The organism is Adlercreutzia caecimuris B7 (genome assembly GCF_000403355.2).
In the GTDB taxonomy this organism is placed as follows: domain Bacteria; phylum Actinomycetota; class Coriobacteriia; order Coriobacteriales; family Eggerthellaceae; genus Adlercreutzia; species Adlercreutzia caecimuris.
This window is the reverse complement of record NZ_KE159646.1, coordinates 1,754,570-1,778,907: the sequence shown is the minus strand read 5'-3', so window position 1 is coordinate 1,778,907 and position 24,338 is coordinate 1,754,570. Positions and strand designations below refer to the sequence as shown.

Sequence of the window (24,338 nt, the reverse complement as noted above, 5' to 3'; positions counted from 1 at the left end):
GAAAAGCAGATTACAAAAGGGAAAACATGCTATGTGAAGCATAGTCAGAAGCCTGATGCTCCAAATGCTGTCTACGGAATGAAGGTGTCCATTCAGAGACATAATGGGTGGCTGAGTTGGGACACCGTGCACTCGAAGACGTTCTATAAAACAGTGTCTGGAAACAAATCGCTGCGTGGTTATTGTGAGCCTGGTAAATATAGGCTTTATTTTAAAACAACGACAGGCTGGAAGATGTCGATTAGTGGGGCCTTCTGCTACTAAATGACACTAAGCGTAAGTTTAAGGGTAGTGCGATCTCAGTCTGTGCTGTGCGCTGAGATCGCGCATCTTCGCATATGTGGGAGGAAGTGCTGTGTTCGCTGGACGAAGAAGTCTTCTCGTGGTAACCCTGGCAGGGATAGTTATAGCGGCAGTGCTCTTTGGTGTGTTGGGCGTAAATGCGAATGAGAATGCACCCGTCTTAGACGGATCGTTCGATCAAGTCGCGATAAGCGAAGAGGATATCAGCAATGTGCTGGTTGAACGACCGATGAGGACATCGAAAGAACCGCAGCTATTGAGAGAAATGGATCACCGGGCACCCCTTGTAATTAATGGGGAAAGCGTATCCTTTTCATGCCTGGAGGAAGAGTCCGACGGGTCTATTTGCATTTCGGGCTTTCCTTTGGAAACAGTTCAGTGGATCACGAAAAATGGAGGGAAAAATGCATTGGTAGTTGTGGGAGCCAACGAGAGGGTGGGCGGCATTCCTGTGACTCACGGATTTCCTCTTGTGGTCGATGAGGCAACGCGTTTGCTGAAAAACGGGGCGCCCATTGCTTATGATGAATTCGAGAGCAATGTTCTTTATGACTTTTTCTACTATAGCGTCAAAGGAACGTTTATGGTGCAAGAAGGTTGGTTGCAGGCTGTCGAGTTGAATTTCGTTGAATGTCCGACTCCGGATCTCCTGGATTTGGTTTTCGACTGCACGGATTTGGAGCCGCTCGCTGAGTCCAATCAACGCGACGCGGATAGCTTTTGCATTGACGAGGGTGAAGAAACAATTTTATCGGGAGAAGTGGCTGCCTTAGTGGAGCATGCGGGGGAAACCCCATACCTCTCCTTTCAAATAGATGACAACTTAGGGGGAGCTCGTGTGGGTCATGCTGTGCGTATTGATATGCCCAAGGGCATTCCAGAAGGCTTTAATGAGGAGATGGCAAGCAAGATGGGGAGGGCCAAGATTGTTGTTGAACTTAAGGAAGGAGCCCTTGAATTTGTTGATATCGTATGAGATGCGGAGGAGGTAGCATGGCGGCTGATGAGAGGAGGACGAGCATGCCAGGCAAGGTCATGAGGGTATGCGTTTCGGCCATTGTGGCGATTGCCTGGTGGCTTTCGCTTGCGTGGGTTTTGGGCGGCCAAGCTTTCTCGAGCGTTGACATGCTGCTGCGCCCGTTCGGACTGGACGATTTCACCGGCGCCATCATGCTCGTTGCCGAGGTCGCCTCGTCGGTTGTGCTGCTCTTTGCCTGCTACCAACTGATATCCAATCGGCTAAATGTGGCGTTCTGGCGGGTGCTGGCGGCGGCCTATGGCGTTTGCCTGTTTGCTGTTGTGATGCTAAAGAGCGTGGGGGTGCGGGAGGTCAACTTCAACATGGTCGATCTGCTGCCCCAGCTGATCGAGTATCCGGCGTCCGTGGTGGTGAACTTCCTCCTCTTCGTGCCGGTTGGAGCGCTTGTGGGCTGGCGATTTCGGCGCCCGCTTATCGCCTTGCCGCTCGGCTTGCTCGGCATTGCGGCGGTGGAGGTTGTCCAGTACGCGCTTGGCCTTGGCATTGCCGACGTGGTGGATGTTGTCGTCGATTTCGCCGGGCTTTGCTTGGGCTATCTTGTTGCGGACGTGCTGCGGCTTGCCGGTGTCGGCTTGAACGGAGACGGCGCTCATGTGCGGTTCGCGCGCAGCGCGCCGAGGGAGGGTGCCGTGAGGACTGCGGGCATGCGGCTTGGATTGGCTGCAGCTGCAGCTGTGGCCGTGGCGGTGACGATCGGCGTTGCTCTGGCGCATTACGACTACGACCCGTACGCTTTCATGGATGGAATGACTCAGGAAGAGTTTGAGGCAGCCATGATGGACGGGGAGATATAGCTGGAATATCGCCAGATGTAGAGATTCGTGCGGGGCTTGTTCGCGGGCCTGTTGAGATGGAAAGGTGCTTGATATGAGGCTGCTCTCTTCCATGACCGATGCGATCGCGGTTGCCTTGGCCGGGCAGGCGGCCATGCTGCGGGCGTTCTTCGACATCTACGAGAACGACGACGAGAACGCCGCCATCGTCGACCGGGCCCGGCGGGAGGGGCTGGGCGCCGTCGTGGCCGACCTTCCCGACCAGAGCACGCTGGCCGAGTCCGCCGGCCGAGGGCAATGAGGCCCGCGCCGGCCTGGTAGTGAAGTTTCTGAGAATTCTCAGTTTCCCTGTAATATTTCGGCTCGCTCAAACGTGTTGTGTAGTGAGGGGCTTTTCTCTCGTCGGTCGCGCTGCATTGTGCGGTCGAGCATGACGGGTTCAGGGCAGGAGGCCGAACAATGAACGGCAAGGGCTTAGACGAGCTCATTCCGAAGCGATGGGTTGCGATTATCGTGGGGGCGGCTGTCGCGTGCGTGGCTGCCATGACGGCGGCGAGCACTTTGGCTGGCTGCACGACCGCTGTGAACACGCGGGTCGATATTCCCATGAGCCGGGCGGCTGTGGGGGTGATCGACACGTCCAGCACCGAGGACGTATCGCGCATCATGTTCTACGACGAGAACTTGGGCGAGCTGGGCGAGCTGCCCTTCCAGAAAGGCGGCATGGGCGACGGATGGGCTGATGCGTGCGTGTGGGGCGATGCGCTCTACGTGGCGCCCCAGGGCATCGACAAGTTCGAGCCCGGCCCTACCGACGAGGTGCTCGAGGTTTCGCTGCGGGATGCGGCGGTGCACCCCTTTGCGCTGGGCGAGGACCATGCGCGCCTCGATTGCGTGGCGGCCAACGATCGCTATCTTTTCGCCTGCTCCAGCGCTGTGGGCGGCCCGCTGGTCCGCTACGATAAGCAGACCGGCGAGGTGAAGGAGCTGCCGCTGCCCGAGGGGATGGCGACGAAGCTGCTGTGGACGGGGCGCTCGCTGTTCGTGTTCGGCACCGATGACGGGGCGCCTGACGCGGATGCGCAGGCCGATGTTCCGCCGGCCTCCTCGTGGGTGCTTCAGCTGGATGAGAATCTGAATACGGAGCGCGAGTACGACCTGTCGTCCTACGGGAGCGAGGTGCGCCGCGCCGTGGCCTGCGACGGGGTGCTGTACGCCGTGTGCTCGGCTGGCGCTGCCGGCGCGAACGAGTCGGGCGCCGGGCGCGCACAGGCTGGCAATATCGTGCTGGTGGACACGCACACCGGCGAGGTGGCGCCGTATCCGCAGCCAGTGGCGGATGCCCTTGCCGTGGCTGTGCACGACGGACACCTGTATATCGTGCGCCAGGATATGGTGGCGCCGACAGGGGCGGCCGTGCTGAGCGTGGGCGACCTGGACGGCGGCAACCTGGAAAGCTACGAGCTGGAGCACCTGGCCGACCAGATGGCGATACGGGGCGATCGGCTCTACCTGGCCGATGCCGGAGCGCGCATGCTGTATGGCTACGACCTGGCGGCCCTTTCCGGCGGGCAGGCCGCCGTGCCTGCGGCGTCGACCGAGTTCGCCGCGCCCGACGGTACGCACACCTACATCACCAACCTGTTCCCCGCCGGCGCCTGAGCGCGAATACGCCCCGCCCAAACGTCTCGCCGGGCAGGCTGAATATGCGCTGTCCCTATGGCGCCTCGCGTATAATGGCGTTCTAAGCGGCGCGCGTGCGTCGCATTGGGCGGTGGCGGTCATGCGGGAGGGGCGAGGACGTTGTTCGGCTGGTTGGACAAGATGCGGGGGCGGCCGGAGCGGCAATCGTTTTCCACACGCTTCGGCGAGGCCACGGTGTACGCCATGCCCGCCGAAGACGGTTCGCTCGTGCGCATGCTGAACGTGGGCGGCGTGCTGCAATCGGCCACCTACACCGACGAGCGCTGGGCATGCTGCCCCTTCGCGTATTTGCGCGCCTTCGACCATCTGTTCGAGGCGACGCTGCCCGAAGCCGCGCGTCCGCTTGTCCCCGAGCGCGTGCTCATGATCGGGGGCGCGGGCTTTGCCTACCCCAAGCAGCTGCTGACCGCTCATTCCGGCGTGAAGCTGGATGTGGTGGAGATAGATCCCGCCATGGTGCAGATTGCCCGGGAGCACTTCTTTTTGGATCGGCTGGAAGCACAGCTGGCCGCCGAGGGGCGTGCCGATAGCCTGCGCATTTTCGTGGAAGACGGCGCGGCGTTCCTGCAGGACGGCACGCGCGGCTTCCCCCTTTACGATGCGATTATCGTGGATGCCTTCGTGGGCCGCGAGGCGGTGCCCTTCTTCGCGAGCGATGCGGGCATGGTCGCGGCGCGCAAGCGGCTCGCACCGGGCGGGCTGCTGATGGCCAACTGCGTGGTGGAGTTCACCGGCGATGCCATGTACCAGCTGTTCAGCCAGGTGGAGCGCTTGCGCGGCCACTTCGCCAACGTGTACGTCATCGACGCTGCCGACGAGGAGTTCGGCGGCGCCGACAACTACCTCGTCATCGCCACCGATGGCACCTACCCCTTCACGAACGTCATTCCCTACGGCGAATAGCCCGACGCCCTTCGCACGGGCGCGGATCTGGTTGATCAGAGGCCGAGCTCCTTGCGCAGGTGATCGGCCAAATAGGGAACCGCCATACGCACGCTCATGCCGTTTTCCTTTCTTTCCTTATTTTTCCTTTTCAGTCAAATGGCGGGGCGGGGGGTGCGGGGATGGTCGGCGTCGTTCGGTTCGTTGGCTTGCTGTCAACCGGCTTGTAACGGGGGATTATCGGGTTGGCAGACGTTGGGCGCGGTGGTCATGGTTACGTGGGACGCCTTTCTATACTGGAACCGAAAACGGCACCGAACGGGAAGGGAGACGGCCATGGGCGACGGGAAGCGCGCGCGGGACATCAAGCGCGAAGTGGCCTCCGAGCTGGAAAAGGCCGTGGAATTCGAGAAGGCCGATTTAGCCGAGACGCGGCAGGAATGGCACGACCAGCTGCGCAACGACGGCGCGCAGCTGGCAGCTGATGTGGCCCGCGACAAGGAGAAGGTGCGCGAGGCGCTCGATGACGTGCGGCACCCCGAGCGCCTAGCCGAGGCCGCCGAGGAGAAGCTTGCGCAGGCCGCCGAGGATGTGCGCGAGGTGGCGCAGGCCGTGGAGCACCCGAGCGAGATCGTCGCCGAGGCCAAGCATGTGGTCGCCGAGAAGAAGGTGGCCTTCGACGAAACGACGGCCACTATCGCCGCCGAGTTCACGAGCCCCACCGACAAGAAGCGGCTGCCCGCGGTGCTGCGCGTGTTCGGCGTGCTGCTCATCGTGGGCTCCGGCGTGGCGCTGCCCGGCATCGGCAAAGCCATCTATCAGGCTGTGACCATGTTCGGCTCCGGCGCCATGAGCGGCGATGGCATCTCCACCATCGTGGTTACCTTCCTGCATCTGGCGGTGCTCGTGGCCCTGGCCGCGACGTTCATCGTCTTCGGCGTACGGCTTCTGCGCAACCAGCGGCGCTGGGCGGCGCTTCTGTCCTACGGGCTGTACGTGCTGCTCATCTTGGGCGGTCTGTGCTCCATCATGCTGTCGGGCATGAGCATCGATCTTGTCTTCTACCTGGTCATGCTGGTGCTCACCATCGCGCTGCAGAGCTATCTGGACCCCACGCTTTTGGAAGAGCGCCGCGCCCACCGCAAGGCCCGCGAGGCCGAGGAGCACAAAGAGGGCGAGGACGGCACCCTCGGGCGCGACCCGACGGGTAAGGGCTACATCGCGCTGAACTTCTTCAACCTGTTCTGGATCTTCGTGGTTGCCAGCGTGCTGGGGCTCATCATGGAGGAGATCGTGCACTTCCTGTTCGTGGTGCCGGGCCAGTGGCAAGACCGCGCGGGGCTTCTGTTCGGGCCGTTCTCGCCCATCTACGGCTGCGGCGCGGTGCTCATGACGGTGTTCCTCAACCGCTTCCACAAGAGCAACTGGCTTGTCATCTTCCTGGTGGCGGCGGTCATCGGCGGCGGCTTCGAGGCGCTCACCAGCCTGTTCATGCAGTACGCGTTCGGTGCGGTGGCCTGGGACTACTCCAATATGCCCGGATCGCTGTTCGGCGGCCGCACCTGCCTGCCGTTCATGGCCTGCTGGGGACTGCTCGGCGTGGTGTGGATCAAGCTGCTTTTGCCCTTCATGCTGCGGCTCGTGAACTTCATTCCGTGGAACTGGCGCTACGTGCTCACCACGGTGGCCGCCTGCTTCATGCTGGTTGATGCCGTCATGACGCTGCAGTCGCTCGACTGCTGGTACATGCGCCTGTCCCACGACCCGGTGGACACGCCCATCCAGCAGTTCTACGACCACGAATTCGGCGACACCTACATGGCCGACCGCTTCCAATCCATGACCATCCATCCCTCCGACGCCGTGCGCGGGAAGTAGACGCGAAAAATGGCGCAAAATTGCGGAAATGGTGCAAGGCGAACGCTGTGAGCGTGCGAAAGCGGCGAAGAAGGGCTTCAAAATGCCGTTTTTGCTACGTGAAAGTGCGCTTGATGGGGAGAGATGCGGCGGTTGTGCACCAAAAACGATATTTTGCGCCACATTTGAGCCAATTGACTGACAGCGAACAGCTCGTGCGCGTTGTGTGTTTGGTGTCACGTTGTGCTCGGTGTCACGCTGTGCGCTCGGCGTCATGCTGTGCGCTCGGTGGCACGCGGGGCGTTGGGACGGCTGGGGAGCAAAGGCTGGGGTGAGCGGGTTGTCCAGGGGCCGGGGCATCTTTGGGATACTGCCAGTGAAGGTTGCGCTGGTGCGGCTCTCGGCCTAGCCGATGGCGGGGGCTTGGAAGTTCCTATGGTCTGTGGCCGATGGGCGGGCGCGTTCGCGTCGGCGGCTTCCTATAATAGGGGACTGCGATACGGAGAAGGAACCGCGCGGCCGCCTCTGCCCTGCATTCCAGGCGGAAGCGGTGCGCGCTGCAATTGGAGAAGGAGCGCCCCATGATCGAATCCATCGGAACGACCTGCGTACAGGGCGGCTGGCGTCCCGGCGACGGCGAGCCGCGCCAGGTGCCCATCTACCAGAACACCACCTGGAAATACGACACCTCCGAGCACATGGGCCGTCTGTTCGACCTGGAGGAGTCCGGCTACTTCTACACGCGCCTGGCGAACCCCACCAACGACGCTGTGGCCGCGAAGATCGCCGCGCTGGAGGGCGGCACGGCGGCCATGCTCACCTCGTCGGGCCAGGCGGCGAACTTCTTCGCCGTGTTCAACATCGCCGGCGCGGGCGATCACGTGGTGGCCTCCTCGGCCATCTACGGCGGCACCTACAACCTGTTCGCCCATACCATGGCGCGCATGGGGCTGGAATGCACCTTCGTGGACCCGCACTGCGCCGACGAGGAGCTGGCGGCGGCTTTCCGTCCCAACACCAAGTGCGTCTTCGGCGAGACCATCGCCAACCCCGCGCTCGCCGTGCTCGACATCGAGCGCTTCGCTGCGGCGGCCCACGCCCACGGGGTGCCGCTCATCGTGGACAACACCTTCCCCACGCCGGTGCTGTGCCGGCCCATCGAGTGGGGCGCCGACATCGTGACGCATTCCACTACCAAGTACATGGACGGCCACGGCGCCTCCGTCGGCGGCGTCATCGTGGACGCGGGCACCTTCGACTGGAACGCCCACGCTGACAAGTTCCCCGGGCTCACCACGCCCGACGAGAGCTACCACGGCGTGGTGTACACCGAGCGCTTCGGCCAGGGCGGCGCCTACATCACCAAGGCCACGGCCCAGCTCATGCGCGATCTGGGGTCTATCCAGGCGCCGCAGAACGCCTTCCTCATCAACCTGGGCCTGGAGAGCCTGCATCTGCGCATGGCCCGTCATGCCGCCAACGGCCGTGCCGTCGCCGAGCACTTGGCCGCGCACCCGAAGGTGTCCTGGGTGCGCCATCCCTCGCTTGAGGGCGATTCCGAGGCGGCCCTGGCCGAGAAGTACCTGCCCGAGGGCAGCTGCGGCGTGGTGAGCTTCGGCGTGGCCGGCGGACGTGAGGCGGCCGAGACCTTCATGGCGAACCTGAAGCTGGCCCAAATTGCCACCCACGTGGCCGACGCGCGCACCTGTGTGCTGCATCCGGCCAACGCCACCCATCGTCAGATGAACGATGCCGAGCTGGAAGCGGCTGGCATCACCCCCGACCTCATCCGCCTGTCCTGCGGTATCGAGGACGCCGCCGACCTCATCGCCGACATCGATGCGGCCCTGGCCGCTGTGCGATAGACGCGCCGCATCCTTCCGTTCGCGTCGACGCGGCGTCTCCCGTTCGGTAGGATGCCGCGCCGAACCCACCGTCAGGCAAAGGAGCCCCTATGCCCATCCGCATTCCCGACGCCCTGCCCGCCACCGCCGCCCTGGAAAGCGAGAACATCTTCGTGATGACGGAGCATCGCGCCATGCACCAGGACATTCGCCCGTTGCGCGTGCTGCTGCTGAACCTCATGCCCACCAAGATCACCACCGAGACCCAGATCCTGCGGCGGCTGTCGAACACGCCCATCCAGGTGGAAGTGGAGCTGCTGCAGACGGCGAGTCACGATGCGAAGAACACGGCCGCCGAGCATCTGGAGGCCTTCTACACCACCTTCGACGAGGTGCGCGACGAGCATTTCGACGGCCTCATTATCACCGGGGCGCCGGTGGAGAAGCTGGATTTCGAGGAAGTGGACTACTGGCCCGAGCTGTGCGAGATCATGGAGTGGTCGAAGACCCACGTGCATTCCACGTTGCACATTTGCTGGGGCGCCCAGGCGGGCATCTACCATCACTACGAGGTGCCCAAGCACGCTCTGCCTGAGAAGATGTTCGGCGTGTTCCCCCACGAGGTCGTGAAGCGCACCTCGCCCCTCGTGCGCGGTTTCGACGACGAGTTCTTCGCACCGCACTCGCGCTTCACCGAGGTGCGCGCCGCCGACATCGAGGCTCATCCCGAGCTGGAGCTCATCGCCGTGTCCGACGAGGCCGGCGTGTACGTGGCGAAGTCCATCGACTCGCAGAACTTCTTCGTGTTCGGGCATCCCGAATACGACCGCGAGACCTTGAAGGCCGAGTACGACCGCGATGTGGCCCGCGGCATGGCCATGGCGCTGCCGGCTCACTACTATCCGGATGACGATCCGGCGCGCGAGCCTGCGGCCACGTGGTTCTCCCACGCGCAGCTGCTGTACACGAACTGGCTGAACTACTACGTGTACCAGACGACTCCCTACGACATCAGCCGCGCCGGCGAGCGCGCGGGGGAAGAGGGGGCGTCGCGGTGAGCATCGATCCGACGCGCGACCCCCACGCGCGCATCGTGGTGAAGCCGCTGCCGAGCCAAGTGGCAGCCGCGAAGGCGAAGGCGGCGGCGGAGAGTGCGGAAGCCGCCGGCGGGGTTGGGGCTGCCGGGGTTGGCGCGACGGCGGCCGGCGCGACGGCGGCTGGCGGCCTTGGGGCGGCTGGCGGGGTTGGCGCTGGCGGGGTTGGCGCGAAGACGGCCGGCGGTCCTGCGGCGGCTAGCGGGGTTGGCGCTGCCGAGGTTGGCGTGGAGTCGGCCGGCGCGACGGGCTCTGTCCCCCCGCCCTCTGCGTCCCCGCGCATCGCACCCCCGCGCGTTGCGTCTGACGACCCCTTCCTGCGGGATGCCAACGAGGACGACGACGGCTACGACCCCTATTCTGACCGCCCGGCTCCGCCGGAGCCTCTCTTCCAAGAGGATCCCTGGGCCTAAGGTTCTCAACGAAAGCCTTTCGGCCGCGTATCGACCGATTTGGAGGGCCTTTCTTGTTGGGTGTCTTCTTTTTCTGCTGTCACTTTCGCGCCGTCACCTATGCATATCGGCTCAAAAAATGCATGAGTGCGTCCTTTGCGCCGATATGCATAGGTTTGCAGGGTGCAGCTGGGTCGAATCTATGCAAAGCGGATGCTTTTATGCAGCTAACCTGTGCATATCGTTTCAAAAGTAGCAACGGCGTTCATTTGGGTTCGATACGCACCGCCGCTGTGCCTTGATAAGCGCAGGAGCTGCTTGCGAGCAGGCGAGAGCGTGGCGCACCCTCGTCTTCTTATCCCACCCCTTTACGGGAATTGTGCAACCTGTCAAAATCGCCTTGGAAACTGGGCGCGATGGGAGGAGGAGCGCGATGGGCGAGAAGGCGATGGCCACGGTCGCGAGCGCAGGAGCGGCTGGCGCGAGCACAGGAGCGGCTGGCGCGAACGCGGCGGAAGCCAAGGTGGCCGCGGGCACGCAGATGCCGCCGACCGAGGCGACCGCGGGCACGCAGGCGCCGCCGGCCGAGGCGACCGTGAAGATGCCGGCGGGGAAAAGCCACGTGCTGCGCGGCATCGTGTTCGCGGCGCTCGGCGGCATCTGCTGGGGCTTCTCGGGCAACTGCGCCCAAATGCTCACGGCCGAGCTGGGCGTGCCGGTGCTGTGGATCACCGCCGTGCGTCTGACGGTGGCCGCCGTTATCTTTTTGGTCATCTGCCTGGTGCGCGAGCCACGCCATCTGCTGGCGGCCTTGCGCGATGGGCGCAGCCTCGCCTACATTGCCGGATTCGCCATTCTGGGCGTGCTGCTCACCCAGGTGAGCTACCTCTCGGCCATCGCCTACACCAACGCCGGCACGGGCACCGTGCTCGAGCGCACGGGGCTCGTGCTCATCATGGGCTATGTGTGTCTGCGCACCCGCCGTCTGCCGCGCCCGCGCGAGGCGGCGGGGCTCGTGCTCGCCATCGGCGGCACGGTGCTTATCGCCACCCAAGGCGACTTCTCGCGGCTGGCCATCGCGCCGGCGGGCCTCGGATGGGGTCTCGTGTCGGCGGTGGCGCTGGCCTTCTACACGCTGATGCCCGGCAAGCCCCTGGCGAAGTGGGGCAGCTTCATCGTGACGGGGCTGGCCATGGCCATGGGCGGCACAGTGGCCATGGCCGGCGTGCAGCCGTGGACCCTCGGCGTGGAGGTGACGCCGGCGGTGGTGGGCGTCATGGCGCTCATGGTGCTCGTGGGCACCTTCGCCGCCTACCTGTTCTACCTCCAGGGCATCGCCGACGCGGGTCCGGTGCGCGCGGGTCTCGTGGGTTGCGTGGAGCCGGTGTCGGCCACCATCATCTCGGCGGCGTGGCTCGGCACCGCGGTCACGCCGATGGACGTGCTCGGCTGCGCCATGATCGTGGTGATGGTGTTCCTCGTCACCGACCGGGGTGGCGAGGGCGACGGCGATCATGTTGCGGAAGGCGGCACGGGCGCGGCGGCCAGCCGCTACGACGGCGCTCGCGGCAACGTGCCCGTGTTCCAGGGGCGCGCGAGCGAGCTGGGCTATTACGCGGCTCGGGTGGCCACGCGCGAGGATGTGCCACGGCTGCAGCAGCTTCTGGCCGACGGTCGCCGCACCATGGCGAAGCTCGGCGTGAAGGAGGGCACGAAGCGCTACCCCTCGTCGCGCCGTCTCTTGCGCGCGGTGGATGCCGGCAGCGTGTACGTGGTGGTGAGCAATCCTGCCTGGCTCGGCGTGGAGGCCCGCGAGTCGGAGGAGGCGCCGGCGGCCGGGGGCCTTTCCGCTGAAGGCGCCACGGCAGTCGAGTGCCTTTCCGCTGAGGATGCTGCGGAAGGTTGCGGGGATGGCCCCGCGGGGAAGGTCGGCGAAAGCCGCATTATCGGCATGTTCGACGTGGACGTGGAAGGCGACGCGGCCTACGAGGAGGGGCGCGGGCTTACCTGGATCACCGAGGGCGACGGCAACTACGGGGCGCTGCACTGGGTGAACGTGGCGCCATCGGCACGCCGCTGCGGTGTGGGCGCCTACATTCTGGGAACCGCCCAGCGCATCGCCCGCGACGCCGGCTGCCACAACCTGTGCTGCGACGTGTACGAGGCCAACGCCCCCATGCGCGACCTGCTCGTCCGCGAGGGCTGGACCGTCGCCGGTACCATCGCCCTGCGCGACTGGCACGGCCATGAGTCCCACCGCCTCATCTACGAGAAGCTCTACTGGTAAGGCTCCGAACTGCCAGAGCGCAAGTCAACCTGCTTCTCCCGCCAAGCTCGTCGGCTGCCCTTCCTCTTTTGTGCCTATTCTAAGTATCGCGGCCATATTGAGCGAAATTGTTATACTGAGAGGGTCTCTTGCGGTTGAATCGCAGGGAGATCTGAGCGCTGTGCATTCATGGCGCCCGTGTTTACTTGACGGGCAATTTAGTGCTTAAGGAAGATGTTCGATGAGAAATAAAGACGAGCTCCCTTCTCCTGCGAGTACCCCGATTTTCGATGAGTGGTCACTCAAAAACCCATGGACGATTGCTGCGCTGATAGTGATAGCGGTCATCGCTTGCATAATGCTAGCGACGTTCCAGTTCGGTATGTCGAGAGATGTTGCGACGGTGATGATCGATGTGCTGTATGGTGGCTTTTGGGCTTGCGTAGTTGTAGATGAAATCAGGAAGAAGCACTACGGAAAAGCACTTGTAGCCTTCGTGCTTTTGATTGTCGGCGTAGTTGGATTCTAACTCTCAAGGATCGATGCGTCGCCGACGAGCCTTGGTATCTCGCGCCTGTGGCTCGATGGGTAAACAGGGAGAAAGGTCCGCATGGATGAAAAAAACGAACGGGTTGGATCGGTGGTCTCGCGCTGAAAAGATCGCAGCTGCTGTTTCGGTGGTTGTGATGGCGTTGCTTGCTGCGCTCTCGCTCTTCGGCTTTCCTGGGGACGTGTGGCGCATTGGCTGGGGTGTCATCACGATGGCCTGGGGCTGTTATCTGGTAGTGCGTGAGATTCGGGCTAAGCGGTATGTCTATGCGGCGCTCGACATGTGCGGTATAGCGATTGACTACTGGATATTCTTCGTTCTCTTTCAATAGTGCTCGAAATTAGAACGCGCGGCCGACCGAGCAGACTTGAGTTGCCCGGTCGGCCGCATTGCGCAAAAATCTCATTCCTGTGAAAAATTCTTTCCTCCTGAATCGTGTTATAGGTGAAGGGCGGCAGGACTGGTGCCGACGATGCGATTGGAAGGAGGTGCGGCGATGGCCGGGTTCGATGGACGCATCGAAGAGCTCGTGCGCGAGTATGGACGCATGCTGGTGCGGCTGGCGGCTTCGCGGCTTTCTTCCGCGGCCGATGCCGAGGACGTGGTGCAGGACGTGTTCTGCGCGCTGGTAAGCAAGCGCCCCGAGTTCTCCGATGCGGAGCACGCGAAAGCATGGCTCGTTCGCGCCACCATCAACCGGGCGGCTGATGTGCGCCGCCGGGCGGCTAGGCGCAACGTTCCGCTCGACGAGGCGGCTCCGGTGCCCGATGTGGCGGCTTCGGCTCAGGGCGGTCTGGAAATGCTCGCTTGCGTGCGGTCCCTTCCCGATAAATACGCCACCGTGCTGCACCTTCACTATTACGAGGGCTACAGCCTGCGAGAGATAGCCACCCTGTTGGGCGTGCCTGCGGCCACCGTGGGCACGCGTTTGGCGCGGGGCCGGGCGCGATTGCGGGCGATACTCAAGGAGGAATCCCTATGAAAGAGCGCGTGAACTGGAACGACTATCGGGCGGCCATGGACGACCTGCCTGTTTCCAACGATTTCGAGGCACGGGTGTGCGCGGTAGCTTCCCGAGTGCCGGCGGCCGCACCCCCTAAGCGCAAGCAGCATGCGGGTTGGGGCGGCCTCGGGCGCTCGCGAGCTGCGTTTGCGAGAGCCGCGATGGTGGCCGTGGCGTGCCTGGCTCTGGCGGGCACAGCCTATGCGACGGCGTCGCTGGACGATCTTGCCGCCATTGTCGCGGGCGCCGGGGACGAGGAGGCGGCCGTCGCTTTCGCCGAGGCCTTTGCCGAAGGAAACGGCGTGGCCGTAGACGAGACCCAGCGAGTGGGCGATTTCGACTTCACGCTGTGCGGGGTGGCGATGGGCCGCAATTTTACTGCGACGTCGCCCGAGGTGAAGGTGGACCGTACCTATGCCGTGCTGGCCGTGAGCCGCGCCGACGGCGAGCCCATCACTGACGAGGCGCTGGCCCAGGCTGACGAGGCGTGGCTGGCTAGCGGTACGCCGCAGGCGGACGGTTCCATCGAGATAGACCACTCGTCCACCAACCGCAGCGAAGACGGCTTCAGCGCCGGCGGCCCTGCGCTTGCTGATTTGTTTGTCGCGCCGGTGGTTGCGGGCGATGATGACTGGTCGGTCGGCCGGAAGGAATACGGCTTGGTGAGCTATGACGCCGATGGTATCATGTACCTCCTGGCGGACGTTGCCGACCTGCGCGATGTGGGCGGCCGCGCCTACCTGGCCGTCTATCGTGGATGGGGGCAGTTTCCCGGCGACGAGCTCTTCGTCCAGAACCCCGACGGCACCGTCTCCTTCGCCGAAGGCGTAGCCGGAGCCCTTTTCGAGATACCGAAGTTCTAAGGATCGGCTCTCTTCTAGAAGAAGACCATGGGCATGAGCGGCGGCGGCCCCTACAGGTTGTCGGTGTCCAGGCAGAGGGTGAAGGGGCCTCGGTTCACCAGGCTCACGTCCATCATGGCGCCGAAGACGCCGGTGTCCACGCGGGGCACATCGCGCCGGGCGAGGGAGACGAAGTGCTCGTAGAGCCGCTCGGCCTCGTCCGGCGCGGCGGCGTCGGTGAAGGAGGGGCGGTTGCCCTTCCGGCAGTTGGCGAAGAGCGTGAACTGGCTGACTACGAGCACCTCGCCTTCCACATCGGCCAAGCTCAGGTTGGTCTTGCCGCTCTCGTCCTCGAACACGCGCATCTTGCGGATTTTCTCCCAGAGCCGCTGTGCCTGGGCCTCGTCGTCGCTATGTCCCACGCCCAGAAGGATCAGATACCCGCGGCCGATGCGACCGACGACGTTCCCTTCCACGCTCACGCTGGCTTCGCTCACACACTGCACAACAGCTCGCATCGGGGATCATCCTTTCGGGGACGGGCGGTCTTTGCGGGGCGGGGTGCACGTGGCGCCCCGGTTCTTTATAGAGCAGAGGCCGTCCCGCGTCAACGCGATGCAGCCGGCATCCGGCGAGGGTGAGTGATTCGCTCGAGAATAGAAGTGACTATATGACTAGTCACTTAGTCAAAAAGGTGGTAGAATCAGTCGCATAGAATCAACTCTGGAAGGGGGTTCCGTGGCAGCGAGTATTGCCCTGGCAGAGGCGAAGGCGAACCTCTCCTCCGTTGTACGGTGCGTGGACGAAACGGGGGCGGAGTTCGTGGTGACGGTGCGAAACCGGCCCTGCGCTATGATCGTGCCCATTCCCAAGCCGGCGCCACGGCAGTTGAGAGCGGCAGGAGCGCTGGCCGGAAGGCGGCCGGTGGCGTCGCGCGAGGCCGAGAAAGCTGCCTATCGGGAGGCGTTGGAGGCCAAGTATGTCGACCTTCCTTGATACGAACTGCCTTCTGCGTTACCTGCTCGCCGATATCGAGGACCAGTTCGAGGCGGTGCGCCTTTGCGTGGAGCAGGGTGCGTGCACGGCGCCTGAGTTCGTAGCGGAATGCGTGTACGTGCTCGGCGGCTCAGTCTATGGCTTCGACCGGGCCGATGTGGCGAACACTATGGGCTTCCTTCTCGACGACATCGCCTGCGAGCACGAGGCCGCCATGCGCTACGCTCTTGGGCTCTACCGGGATCACAGCCTCGATTTCGCTGACTGCATCCTCGTCGCCCGCTCGGTGGTTGAGGGGGCTCAAGTTCTCACCTTCGACAAGAAGCTCAACCGCTTGCTGGAAAACCTGTCCTAGAAGAAGATCATCAGCATGCCCAAGGCCAGGCCGACCATGACGGCGAAGGCGGGCAGCTTGCTGCGGTAGATGAGGTAGCTCTCGGGCATGATCTCGCCGAACACCACATACAGCATGGCGCCCGAGGCGAAGCCGAGGGACAGGGTGAGGCCCAAAGGCCCGATGTCGCCCAGCCAGAAACCGAGCCACGCCCCGAGCACCGTGGGCAGGCCGCAGGCCGCCGTGAGCAGGGTGGCCTTCACGCGGCTCGTGCCGCCGGAGATGAGCGGCACGGCCACGGCCATGCCCTCAGGGATGTTGTGCAGGCCGATGAGCACGGCCATGATCATGCCGGTGCCCCACATAAGGTCGCTCGACACGGCGAAGCTTGCGCCGATGGTCATGCCCTCGGGGATGTTGTGCAGCGCGATGGCGCAGGCCATGACCACGCCGGCCACGAACAGCGACAGCCGCGAATCGTTGTGACGCTTGTGCATGTTCAGGTGGTCGGCGTGTACCAACTCGTCGATATCGTCGTGGGTGTCGGGGTGGGCCGCGTCGGCGGTATGGGACACCTCGGCCCGCGTCTTGCGGTCGATCAGGTGGTTCAGCAGATACACCACGGCCACGCCCAGGGCCACGGCCAGAATCACCAGCAGCACGCCGTGCTCGACCACCTGGTTGGCGGCCTCCTCGGCCTCGGCCAGCAGGTCGAAGCACACCATGGCGGTCATCACGCCGCCGGCGAAGGCCAGAAGCAGGCTGATGGTACGGTTGGACTCGCTCTTGAACAGGGCGCCGATGAGGCCGCCGAGCCCCGTGCCCCCGGCACCGGAGATGAGCGTGACCAACGTGATGAACGCGAACGGCGACATTGCTTCCATAGTATGCAGGCTTCCTTACACCTCAAGGTTTCACACAGCGCCCACCATTGTGCGCCAACCTGTGCGGCTGCGGAAGCGCCTCCTGCCCAAACGTTAGTCGGAGGTAACATTTCCCACGGCAACGGCGGCCGCACGAACGGGCTGCCGGCGAGAGGGGAAGCCACCAGGGGGTATAATCGACGGCGGGTCACCCATTCCGAGGGTGCCCGATATGGGAAGGAGGCTGGCTGTGAGCGAGGGAAAATCGGAGCGGAGAGGTCTTCTGTGGTGGATCGAGCACGAGAACACCAATGCGTTCTGGAGTGCGAGAAACCCCTGGATCGTCATCGCACTTGCCGGGACGGCGATCATTGTGCTCTGCATGGTCGGGATGCATTTCTGGGGCGTGCCTCACGGGGTGGCAGATGTGACGGTAAATATAGTCTTCTACGGTTATCTGGCCGCACTCTTTTTCTGCGAGGTGAAGACCGGGCGTCGTGTCGCGGCCCTCGGCGTTGCAGTCCTCGCGGCGTTCAACCTCCTCCTCTGGGGAATGTGAACCTCCTGGTGCCCACATTGATCAAAATGTTATTTTATGTACATGAAAATGTACATAAAGATAGCTATAATGGGCCTATGATTGACGCGACAAGGAGGAGTCTATGACCGAGATGACCGCAACGGTAGCTGAGACGCGGGCGAACTTCTCGAAGATTGCCGCGACGGTGCGCGAGACCGGGCAGCCTGTGACCGTGTTCAAGAACTCGAAGCCCTGGGTACTGGTTGCCCCCATCGAGAGTGGTTACGGTGATCGCATTCCGCATATCGATTGGGCTGCTCAGGATGTAATTCGGGTGGATCCGGAAACTCGCCGGACCGTTTTGCCCGCTGATTGGGATAACGAAGAGGACGATGGGGTTTACGATGCCCTCGTGTGATCCGAAGCCTGGAGAAATCTGGCTCGCCTACGTGGAGTTTCTCGATCATCCCGGCATCGGCAAGGTTCGTCCGGTGTTCGTGATTGATGTTGAAAGCGAAATGTGCATTGCGATTGCCGCAAAGGTTACATCGAAGGATTTGAGCGCAGATGGATCGGGCAGGTGCGTTCCGATCATCGACTGGCGCGAGTGCGGGCTGCTTAAGCCGTCTTACCTGCGGATTGACCAAAAGCTTGAGGTTGCTTTCGAGAATCTTTTGCGCGATGAACCGCTGGGAACCTTATCCCCGGTGTATCTGGAGCTCGTTGTGGGGGCATTGAGCGCATAAGGTGCGCTGGCCGAACCAGCCATAAAGCCGACGAAGCTGCGAGAGGCATGTCCGTGAAGGTAAGGGCGGCCTTCGCCATCGTCGCAGCCTGCGCTAAGAGGGATCGGGCACCTGCGTCTGATGCGGCCGATCTCGACTCCATCAACGCTTACGTTGGCCCTCCTCGCGCCTCTCAGCGGGAAAGTTTTGACGATTGTGGGTATTCGTCGACCGTCTCCGTTGACATAAGCGCGATCGCGCGTGAAAATGCAAAAGTTCGCTTTCAAAAGCCCCGTAAACGCATGGGTTCAAGGAAACGCAACCGCCAAGGGTTGTCCAGGCCCGCGGCACCGCGTGTCGGCGTAGGAAACCGACTTCCAAGGATCGTGCACTTTTGAAAACAAACACTCTGGAAGACGGTTCCGCGCTTCCAGGCAGCGCGGCCGCAAGGTCGCAACGCACGGAGAAGCGGAGGCTTCACCCGTCGGACAGAACCTGCAAGTTAATGGAGGAAACAGTGAAGACGTATTATGCAAAGCCCGGTGAGGTTGAGCGCGAATGGGTCATCATCGACGCTGAGGACCAGGTCCTCGGTCGTGTGGCTGCCTGCGCCGCTCAGATTCTGAAGGGCAAGCACAAGCCGCAGTACACCCCCCATGTGGACACCGGCGACTTTGTCATCATCATCAATGCTGACAAGATCAAGGTCACCGGCACCAAGGCTGCCACCAAGACCTACTATCGTCACAGCGGGTTCCCGGGTGGGCTCAAGCAGGAGACGTTCACCGAGGCCATGACCAAGCACCCCGAGCGCGTCATCGAGCATGCCGTCAAGGGCATGCTGCCGAAGAACACGCTGGGCCGTGCGATGGGCAAGAAGCTGAAGGTGTACGTTGGCGCTGAGCATCCCCATATGGCTCAGAAGCCCCGCAAGATTGAGTTGGAGGGTTAATCATGGCAGATGAGGCTTTGTACTACGGCACTGGCCGCCGCAAGAACGCGGTGGCGCGCGTCCGTCTCGTTCCCGGCACCGGCAAGGTGACCATCAATGGCCGCGACGGCGAGGAGTACTTCGGTCGTGAGGCGCTGTTCAACTTCGCGATGACCCCCTTCAAGGTGACCGACACCGCTGGTCACTTCGATGTGAAGGCCCGCATCGACGGCGGCGGCGTGTCCGGCCAGGCCGGCGCTCTGCGTCACGGCATCTCCCGCGCTCTGCTGGAGGCCGGCGACTACCGTGCCGAGCTGAAGAAGGCTGGCTTCCTGACCCGCGACGCCCGTATGGTGGAGCGCAAGAAGTACGGTCTGAAGAAGGCCCGCAAGCGCCCGCAGTTCTCCAAGCGCTAAGTTTGGCCGCGCATCGGCTGCCGATGCTGCGAGATACAACCTGCAGAAAGCCCGCTCCCCGGAGCGGGCTTTTTCGTGTCCGCATCCTTGCGTCTGCAGCTATCTCAAAGGGTAGTAAATACTTTCTAGTGCACGATTAATTGCTTGAAGGAGCGCCGGGGTTTCTGAGAACATAGCCATATCTGGAGGACAAAGGGGACGCGAAAGGGGAGGTTCGTGGAATCCAAACCGGCATATCGCTCGGCGCCGCTGTTTGATCGCGCCTTGCGTATTGCCTCCGAACGCGCCCAGACATGCGAGACGCTGGCCGGCGCCTTGGGTATTACCCCGGAAGACGCGGCGCTGTACTGGTTTTCCGTGAACAGCCTGCGCCGCAGCCTCGGTCACGATCTGCCGCCCCTTGCCGGCGCTTCTGCCCGCTGTTGGTATGATCCTACCTGGCGTCTTGAGGCTACACTGGAGGAATTCCAGGTGAACGAGGCGCTGGCCTCGCACTACGGCCGCATCTTCTACGATCCGGAAGGCGGCCATGTGGAGCTGAACGTGGCGGCCAACGAGGTGGTGTACGCCATTGCGCTGGAGTATCCCGAGGCCGACCTGGATCGTCTGCGCCGGGTGTGCGTGCACGCCTGCGAGCCTGAGAACGGCTTGGAGCTGCTGGCGGCCAATGCGGGAAAGATGCTACTCGCCATTGAGGAATACCGCGACAAGCCCTTTACCCCGGCTTGCATCGAGGGCTTCTACCGGCGCCTGGTGGCAGGCATCGAGTTGCGCGAGGTTGGCGGGAGCGGCTCCCATCCGGAAGGAGGCGGCCCTCGCGCAGAGGAGGGCGCGCCTGAATCGGATGCGCCGGCCGCCGCGCGGACATCCGCTGCTGAAGGTTGCACGGCGACTATGTCCGAAGGTGTCGCGCCCGAGGCGCCCGGGGCACCCGAAGTCTCCGAGAGCGCCCGTGCTCCCAAAGATGCCGAAGGGCTGCTGCTTCTGTGCTCCTTCATCGATGGGCAGGAAGGCCCCCTAGCGGGCCAAAGCGGCGATCACCAGTTGATTGTCGCGCTGACGACGTTGTTGTTCGTGCGTGGAGCCCGCCTGTTTCCGGTGGCCAATGCGACCTTCGCGTTCTTGCTGTACTTGTTCGTTCTCCATCGTGCGGGCTACCACTTCTCCGCCCATGTGCCCATCATGCGGCTGCTGTACGGCGCCGAAGGTGGATCGGCTGCGGTCGACCGCGCCCGCTACGCCGCCCTGGATGGCAGGAGCCTTCCCGCTGATCCCGCTGATTGGGCGGTGGAGTGCGATGGCACCTACGATTGGACGCTCGTGTTCGAGCGGGTGGGAAGCCTGCTTGTCGAGGAGCAGCGCTGGGTGATGACGAAGCTTGAAGGCATGAGCCGGCGCCGCGATCGGCTGCGGGCGATTATCGATGCCGACGGCTCGATGAACGCGCGGCAGAAAGAGGTGCTGCTGGAGGCCATGCTGCACAGCAACGCCGAGTTCACCTACGATATACACATGAAGCGCTATGCCATATCCTACCCGAGCGCGCGCAGCGATTTCGGCCGCCTGATCGATCTGGGGTTCCTCCAGCAGGGCGATGACGGTGTGCGCCACTTCTTCTTCGCTGCCGACAACCTGCATGAGGCATGCATCGCCTATCTGCGCGAGCACTGCGCCGATGCCTATCTGCGCTACTACGACGAGTCCGGCGCCCTGCGACCGGAGTTTCGCGCTACCGACGAGGCGCCGGCGCTCTACAACCGCGACATCGGCTTCTACGAGAAGGCGCTGCTCGACAAAATGTACACCGAGCATTACGACTTCCGTCGCGCGTCCATTGCCGACGCCGACGGGTTAGTGCGGCGCAGTCCCACGCGGGATTAGGCGCTGCGGCCGCCCCTCGGCAGGCCGCAGCGCTTTCCACCCCATCCATCGACGATAGCCCGGAAAGGAGGCGCGAAGGCGTCAGGGTTCGCTATTGCCAACTTCAAAGGAGGAGACATGAGAAAGCAAGCAAGGAAGCAGAGGGGCTTCTCGCGCAAGGCTCGCCTGGGCGCGTTGACGCTGGCCTGCGCGCTGGCGCTCGGCTGTGCAGCGTGGGGGTGCGCTCCCGCCGCATCGACGGCCCCGACCGACGGCGGTGACGAGGGGGCTGCGGAAGCCCCCGCGGTGGAGCCTTCCGACGGCTACAGCGATCAGCTGGCCTCGGCAAGCGGGTATCCCACCGAGGGCCGGTTCGTGGACGGCGTGACGGCGCTGCCCGATTTCTACCAGAACAGCGAGAAGAATGCCGCGAACGCCGAGGCGAACCAGCCTGAGCGCTACACCGATCGCAACGGATTCACCGTGCAGCCGGTGCCGGCTGACGCGCGCGGCTTCAACGCCACGTATCTGAACGCCGAGAACCGCGGGTGTACCTCGTGCCACACCATGGAAAACGCCATCATGAGCCTGCCCACCTACCACCGGCTCATCTTCTTCGGCTATCCCACCGAGCAGACCTTCGCCAACTGCATCGCGTGCCATTCGGAAACCTACCAGGGCACCAACTACCTGGGCGAGGCCGTGCACAGCACCCACATGGGCAGCGCGATGTTCGAGAGCCAGGGCGGCAACTGCTTCTCGTGCCACTACAACGACGTGAAGACGAGCACCCTGAAGCGCTGGGACGACGCGAAGTACAATCTGTACCAGGGCTTCACCGACGTGACGGCTGAAGAGGCCCAGGCGAGCGTGAGCTACGACCAGACCACCATCACGCCGGCCGAGAACCGCTTCTTCAAGACGGTGAAGGACGAGCCGGCCGAGTGGCTCGTCGATGACGCGAACGTGGATCCGTCCATTTACGAGAACTGGACGGTGTCCATCGACGGCGACTGCGAGAACCCCGTTACCATGACCCTGCCCGAGATGGTGGAGCAATTCGGCACCGTGAAGCAGGTCATGAAGATGGACTGCACCATTAACGGCGTGGGCCAGGCCACCATCATGCAGAGCGAGGTGGAGGGCATTCCGCTGTCGAAGGTGATCGAGTTCGCCAAGCCGAAGGCCGGTGCCAACATCGTGAGCCCCATCGGCTCGGACGGCTACGACTACGCGCAGATGCCCATCGACTGGGTGGTGGATAACGACGCCATTCTGGTGACGAAGATGGATGGCGAAGTGCTGCCGAACACCCAGGGCTATCCCTGCATGGTGTGGGTGTACAACACCTCCGGTGGCAACTTCGTGAAGCGCATCAGCAACCTGACGTTCATGACCCAGCCCGAGGACGCGCTCATGTCCCAGGTGTATCTGGGCGAGTTTGCCGACGACTGCACCGGCGAGGTGTACTCCAAGCCCAACAGCGCCGTGCTGAACTACCCTACAGGCGTGGTGCTCACGGGCGACGAGGCGTCTCCGGTGCATCTGGAGGGCTTCGCCGATGCCTTCAACGAGCCTATCAAGAAGATCGAGTTCTCCTTCGATCACGGCGCTACCTGGCAGACGTTGGACACGCCGAACAACGACTCCAAGTATTGGACCTACTGGCGACTCGACTTCACGCCGCCCGAGCCCGGTTCGTACCTGCTGAACATCCGCACGACGAGCATCGCGCCGGACGGCACCGATCATGTGTGCCAGTACGACACCCAGTTCATGTTCACGGTGGAATAGGGGGAAACGATGAAAGACTTGAAAGCGAAGGGGCGCGCGGCGGCCGGCGTGCTTGCGAGCGTGACCATGATCGCGTCGATGTCAGCGGCGCCGGCGCTGGCAGCCCAGCCGGCCGATGGCGCGGCGGGTGCGGACGACGCTCGCGAAGTGACCGGTGAGAACGCCGTCGCGACGACGATGGTGAAGGCTCGGGCCGAGGGCACGTTCAGCTACGACCAGGATACGGTGACGCCGAATGCCACCATCCGCACGCTGTTCCAGAAGGCGGTGCGCGCGATTTGCGGCGCCGGCATTCCCGTAGCGTCGGAAAACCCGCTCGGCTGGCAGATTACCGTGTCGGGCGCGGTGGACGATGCCTACACGGCCTCGGTGGGGGAACTGGCCGACGATACGGCGGTGCAGCAGAAGATGACCTGCACCTGCGGCGGCAACCCGGCGGGCGGCCGCGCCATCGTGACGGCCGATGTGAAGGGCGTGCCGGTGGAGGCGATGCTGGCGCGCGCCGGTGTGCAGCCGGGTGCCAACGCGGTGACGTTCGTTTCTGCCGACGGCGCCGAGACCATGCTGCCGCTCGGCTACGTGGTCGGGCGTCATGGAGTGCTCAGCTACGAGATCAACGAGGAGGACCTGAGCGCGTCGGTCGGGGGCAACAACCAGCTGTGGATGACCCGCACCCCGGCCAACTACTTCGCCCGCGATGTGGTAGAGATCGTGGTGTCGGTGGAAGACGAAGCGCCGGCAGCTCCCGGCGAGACCGACGAGCATCCGAACAGTCCGAATGCCGGCGTGCTGGCCGGGGCTCAGGAGTAGGGCCATGGCTGTTGCGACGGGCGTCCGCCTTGCGGGGAGCGCTATGATTGTCGTCGCGTCGGCTTGGAGCCTCCGATGATCGCGCCGATGGCCGTGGAAGTGGGGCGCCCGGTGCGCTTCACGGGCTACGCCGAGGATTACGGCGTGCCCATTGTGGCCGTGCAGTTCTCGCTCGACGGGGGCGAGACGTGGACCGACTATGACGTGTCGGGCTCCACGGGCGACCGCTGGGTGCACTGGACCTTCGAGTACACGCCCGAGGTGGCCGGCTCCTACTGTCTGCTCGTGCGCTCGGTGAACGATCGCGGCGAGGTGAGCCCCGAGCCCGATACCGCGACCTTCACGGCCTTCGAGCCTGAGGAGGGCTTGCGGGGGTAGAGTGGCTCGGGCGGCGTGGACGGTGCAGGGTGGCTGCGAGGCGATGCGGCTGGCGCTGGCCGACGCTTTCGGCTGCCGATGGACCTACGGCCGCGCTCGCTGTAGTCCGCGATTGCCCTTGACGACGAGCCGTCACGGAAAGCCCGCTCCCCGGAGCGGGCT

27 protein-coding genes are annotated in these 24,338 nt (G+C 63.5%); 25 read left to right on the top strand and 2 right to left on the bottom strand.

Features of this window, described 5'->3' with window-relative positions; translation table 11 throughout:
* The first annotated feature begins 382 nt into the window (after positions 1-382).
* The 14 genes from C811_RS11110 to C811_RS11055 all read left to right on the top strand — a co-directional run bounded on the left by C811_RS11110 (position 383) and on the right by C811_RS11055 (position 14,570).
* Positions 383-1,279, top strand: coding sequence for a hypothetical protein (locus C811_RS11110; RefSeq protein WP_022926533.1), 897 nt, complete (start codon positions 383-385; stop codon positions 1,277-1,279).
* Between the two features lie 44 nt (positions 1,280-1,323).
* Positions 1,324-2,136: a VanZ family protein gene (locus C811_RS15870; protein ID WP_198010029.1), complete on the top strand. Its 813-nt coding sequence runs from the start codon at positions 1,324-1,326 to the stop codon at positions 2,134-2,136.
* Between the two features lie 73 nt (positions 2,137-2,209).
* Positions 2,210-2,416 (top strand): hypothetical protein, encoded by a 207-nt coding sequence (locus C811_RS11105; RefSeq protein ID WP_022926532.1) that lies wholly within the window; start codon positions 2,210-2,212, stop codon positions 2,414-2,416.
* Between the two features lie 158 nt (positions 2,417-2,574).
* A complete protein-coding gene (locus tag C811_RS11100; protein ID WP_016309701.1) occupies positions 2,575-3,777 on the top strand; it encodes a hypothetical protein in 1,203 nt (400 codons plus the stop codon).
* 141 nt (positions 3,778-3,918) lie between these two features.
* Positions 3,919-4,722: a spermidine synthase gene (locus C811_RS11095; RefSeq protein WP_016309700.1), complete on the top strand. Its 804-nt coding sequence runs from the start codon at positions 3,919-3,921 to the stop codon at positions 4,720-4,722.
* A 315-nt stretch (positions 4,723-5,037) separates the two neighbouring features.
* Complete coding sequence (locus tag C811_RS0103560) at positions 5,038-6,579, top strand: putative ABC transporter permease (RefSeq protein ID WP_016309699.1); 1,542 nt, start codon at positions 5,038-5,040, stop codon at positions 6,577-6,579.
* A gap of 560 nt (positions 6,580-7,139) precedes the next feature.
* Complete coding sequence (locus C811_RS11090; RefSeq protein WP_016309698.1) at positions 7,140-8,423, top strand: O-acetylhomoserine aminocarboxypropyltransferase/cysteine synthase family protein; 1,284 nt, start codon at positions 7,140-7,142, stop codon at positions 8,421-8,423.
* A gap of 89 nt (positions 8,424-8,512) precedes the next feature.
* The gene (gene metA / locus C811_RS11085; RefSeq protein ID WP_016309697.1) at positions 8,513-9,460 is read left to right on the top strand and encodes a homoserine O-acetyltransferase MetA; all 948 of its coding nucleotides are present in this window, start codon (positions 8,513-8,515) and stop codon (positions 9,458-9,460) included.
* A complete protein-coding gene (locus C811_RS15865) occupies positions 9,457-9,909 on the top strand; it encodes a hypothetical protein (protein WP_016309696.1) in 453 nt (150 codons plus the stop codon). The genes metA and C811_RS15865 overlap by 4 nt, the downstream gene beginning before the upstream one ends.
* 412 nt (positions 9,910-10,321) lie before the next feature.
* Positions 10,322-12,175 (top strand): GNAT family N-acetyltransferase, encoded by a 1,854-nt coding sequence (locus C811_RS11075; RefSeq protein WP_016309695.1) that lies wholly within the window; start codon positions 10,322-10,324, stop codon positions 12,173-12,175.
* Between the two features lie 220 nt (positions 12,176-12,395).
* Positions 12,396-12,683 carry a hypothetical protein gene (locus tag C811_RS11070; RefSeq protein WP_016309694.1) on the top strand — a complete coding sequence of 96 codons (288 nt, stop codon included), beginning with the start codon at positions 12,396-12,398 and terminating at the stop codon, positions 12,681-12,683.
* Positions 12,684-12,768: 85 nt separating this feature from the next.
* Complete coding sequence (locus C811_RS11065; RefSeq protein ID WP_016309693.1) at positions 12,769-13,035, top strand: hypothetical protein; 267 nt, start codon at positions 12,769-12,771, stop codon at positions 13,033-13,035.
* Positions 13,036-13,200: 165 nt separating this feature from the next.
* On the top strand, positions 13,201-13,686 hold the full coding sequence (locus C811_RS11060) for an RNA polymerase sigma factor (RefSeq protein WP_016309692.1): 486 nt from the start codon (positions 13,201-13,203) through the stop codon (positions 13,684-13,686).
* Positions 13,683-14,570 carry a hypothetical protein gene (locus tag C811_RS11055; RefSeq protein WP_016309691.1) on the top strand — a complete coding sequence of 296 codons (888 nt, stop codon included), beginning with the start codon at positions 13,683-13,685 and terminating at the stop codon, positions 14,568-14,570. Before C811_RS11060 ends, C811_RS11055 begins: the two co-directional genes overlap by 4 nt.
* A 50-nt stretch (positions 14,571-14,620) precedes the next feature.
* Here the strand turns inward: C811_RS11055 and dtd are convergent, their stop codons facing one another.
* Positions 14,621-15,067 carry a D-aminoacyl-tRNA deacylase gene (gene dtd / locus C811_RS11050; RefSeq protein ID WP_016309690.1) on the bottom strand — a complete coding sequence of 149 codons (447 nt, stop codon included), beginning with the start codon at positions 15,065-15,067 and terminating at the stop codon, positions 14,621-14,623.
* 220 nt (positions 15,068-15,287) lie between these two features.
* Between dtd and C811_RS11045 the strand changes: the two genes are divergently transcribed.
* Positions 15,288-15,545, top strand: a complete 258-nt coding sequence (locus C811_RS11045; RefSeq protein WP_016309689.1) for a type II toxin-antitoxin system Phd/YefM family antitoxin — start codon at positions 15,288-15,290, stop codon at positions 15,543-15,545.
* The gene (locus C811_RS11040) at positions 15,529-15,900 is read left to right on the top strand and encodes a type II toxin-antitoxin system VapC family toxin (RefSeq protein WP_016309688.1); all 372 of its coding nucleotides are present in this window, start codon (positions 15,529-15,531) and stop codon (positions 15,898-15,900) included. Before C811_RS11045 ends, C811_RS11040 begins: the two co-directional genes overlap by 17 nt.
* Here C811_RS11040 and C811_RS11035 read toward each other — a convergent pair.
* Positions 15,897-16,763 (bottom strand): ZIP family metal transporter, encoded by an 867-nt coding sequence (locus C811_RS11035; protein WP_016309687.1) that lies wholly within the window; start codon positions 16,761-16,763, stop codon positions 15,897-15,899. The genes C811_RS11040 and C811_RS11035 overlap by 4 nt on opposite strands.
* 229 nt (positions 16,764-16,992) lie before the next feature.
* Here C811_RS11035 and C811_RS11030 point away from each other — a divergent pair, with 229 nt between their 5' ends.
* The 9 genes from C811_RS11030 to C811_RS10995 all read left to right on the top strand — a co-directional run bounded on the left by C811_RS11030 (position 16,993) and on the right by C811_RS10995 (position 24,176).
* The gene (locus tag C811_RS11030) at positions 16,993-17,301 is read left to right on the top strand and encodes a hypothetical protein (RefSeq protein WP_016309686.1); all 309 of its coding nucleotides are present in this window, start codon (positions 16,993-16,995) and stop codon (positions 17,299-17,301) included.
* 103 nt (positions 17,302-17,404) lie between these two features.
* The gene (locus tag C811_RS15860) at positions 17,405-17,680 is read left to right on the top strand and encodes a type II toxin-antitoxin system Phd/YefM family antitoxin (protein WP_016309685.1); all 276 of its coding nucleotides are present in this window, start codon (positions 17,405-17,407) and stop codon (positions 17,678-17,680) included.
* Positions 17,655-18,008 carry a hypothetical protein gene (locus C811_RS11025; RefSeq protein WP_022926530.1) on the top strand — a complete coding sequence of 118 codons (354 nt, stop codon included), beginning with the start codon at positions 17,655-17,657 and terminating at the stop codon, positions 18,006-18,008. The genes C811_RS15860 and C811_RS11025 overlap by 26 nt, the downstream gene beginning before the upstream one ends.
* Before the next feature lie 496 nt (positions 18,009-18,504).
* Complete coding sequence (gene rplM / locus C811_RS11020; RefSeq protein WP_016309683.1) at positions 18,505-18,939, top strand: 50S ribosomal protein L13; 435 nt, start codon at positions 18,505-18,507, stop codon at positions 18,937-18,939.
* Between the two features lie 2 nt (positions 18,940-18,941).
* Complete coding sequence (gene rpsI, locus C811_RS11015; protein ID WP_016309682.1) at positions 18,942-19,334, top strand: 30S ribosomal protein S9; 393 nt, start codon at positions 18,942-18,944, stop codon at positions 19,332-19,334.
* A gap of 216 nt (positions 19,335-19,550) precedes the next feature.
* Positions 19,551-21,215, top strand: a complete 1,665-nt coding sequence (locus C811_RS11010) for a hypothetical protein (RefSeq protein WP_016309681.1) — start codon at positions 19,551-19,553, stop codon at positions 21,213-21,215.
* A gap of 117 nt (positions 21,216-21,332) precedes the next feature.
* On the top strand, positions 21,333-22,988 hold the full coding sequence (locus C811_RS11005; protein ID WP_016309680.1) for a molybdopterin-dependent oxidoreductase: 1,656 nt from the start codon (positions 21,333-21,335) through the stop codon (positions 22,986-22,988).
* Between the two features lie 9 nt (positions 22,989-22,997).
* On the top strand, positions 22,998-23,798 hold the full coding sequence (locus tag C811_RS11000; RefSeq protein ID WP_016309679.1) for a molybdopterin-dependent oxidoreductase: 801 nt from the start codon (positions 22,998-23,000) through the stop codon (positions 23,796-23,798).
* Positions 23,799-23,873: 75 nt separating this feature from the next.
* Positions 23,874-24,176, top strand: coding sequence for a molybdopterin-binding protein (locus C811_RS10995; protein WP_016309678.1), 303 nt, complete (start codon positions 23,874-23,876; stop codon positions 24,174-24,176).
* Positions 24,177-24,338: the final 162 nt, after the last annotated feature.

Bases quoted from the DNA above. Each gene is read 5' to 3' on its own strand.
- C811_RS15870 (WP_198010029.1), top strand. From the start codon at position 1,324: ATGCCAGGCAAGGTCATGAGGGTATGCGTTTCGGCCATTGTGGCGATT.
- C811_RS11105 (WP_022926532.1), top strand. From the start codon at position 2,210: ATGAGGCTGCTCTCTTCCATGACCGATGCGATCGCGGTTGCCTTGGCC.
- C811_RS11100 (WP_016309701.1), top strand. From the start codon at position 2,575: ATGAACGGCAAGGGCTTAGACGAGCTCATTCCGAAGCGATGGGTTGCG.
- C811_RS0103560 (WP_016309699.1), top strand. From the start codon at position 5,038: ATGGGCGACGGGAAGCGCGCGCGGGACATCAAGCGCGAAGTGGCCTCC.
- C811_RS11090 (WP_016309698.1), top strand. From the start codon at position 7,140: ATGATCGAATCCATCGGAACGACCTGCGTACAGGGCGGCTGGCGTCCC.
- metA (WP_016309697.1), top strand. From the start codon at position 8,513: ATGCCCATCCGCATTCCCGACGCCCTGCCCGCCACCGCCGCCCTGGAA.
- C811_RS11075 (WP_016309695.1), top strand. From the start codon at position 10,322: ATGGGCGAGAAGGCGATGGCCACGGTCGCGAGCGCAGGAGCGGCTGGC.
- C811_RS11070 (WP_016309694.1), top strand. From the start codon at position 12,396: ATGAGAAATAAAGACGAGCTCCCTTCTCCTGCGAGTACCCCGATTTTC.
- C811_RS11065 (WP_016309693.1), top strand. From the start codon at position 12,769: ATGAAAAAAACGAACGGGTTGGATCGGTGGTCTCGCGCTGAAAAGATC.
- C811_RS11060 (WP_016309692.1), top strand. From the start codon at position 13,201: ATGGCCGGGTTCGATGGACGCATCGAAGAGCTCGTGCGCGAGTATGGA.
- C811_RS11055 (WP_016309691.1), top strand. From the start codon at position 13,683: ATGAAAGAGCGCGTGAACTGGAACGACTATCGGGCGGCCATGGACGAC.
- dtd (WP_016309690.1), bottom strand. From the start codon at position 15,067: ATGCGAGCTGTTGTGCAGTGTGTGAGCGAAGCCAGCGTGAGCGTGGAA.
- C811_RS11040 (WP_016309688.1), top strand. From the start codon at position 15,529: ATGTCGACCTTCCTTGATACGAACTGCCTTCTGCGTTACCTGCTCGCC.
- C811_RS11035 (WP_016309687.1), bottom strand. From the start codon at position 16,763: ATGGAAGCAATGTCGCCGTTCGCGTTCATCACGTTGGTCACGCTCATC.
- C811_RS15860 (WP_016309685.1), top strand. From the start codon at position 17,405: ATGACCGAGATGACCGCAACGGTAGCTGAGACGCGGGCGAACTTCTCG.
- C811_RS11025 (WP_022926530.1), top strand. From the start codon at position 17,655: ATGGGGTTTACGATGCCCTCGTGTGATCCGAAGCCTGGAGAAATCTGG.
- rpsI (WP_016309682.1), top strand. From the start codon at position 18,942: ATGGCAGATGAGGCTTTGTACTACGGCACTGGCCGCCGCAAGAACGCG.
- C811_RS11005 (WP_016309680.1), top strand. From the start codon at position 21,333: ATGAGAAAGCAAGCAAGGAAGCAGAGGGGCTTCTCGCGCAAGGCTCGC.
- C811_RS11000 (WP_016309679.1), top strand. From the start codon at position 22,998: ATGAAAGACTTGAAAGCGAAGGGGCGCGCGGCGGCCGGCGTGCTTGCG.
- C811_RS10995 (WP_016309678.1), top strand. From the start codon at position 23,874: ATGATCGCGCCGATGGCCGTGGAAGTGGGGCGCCCGGTGCGCTTCACG.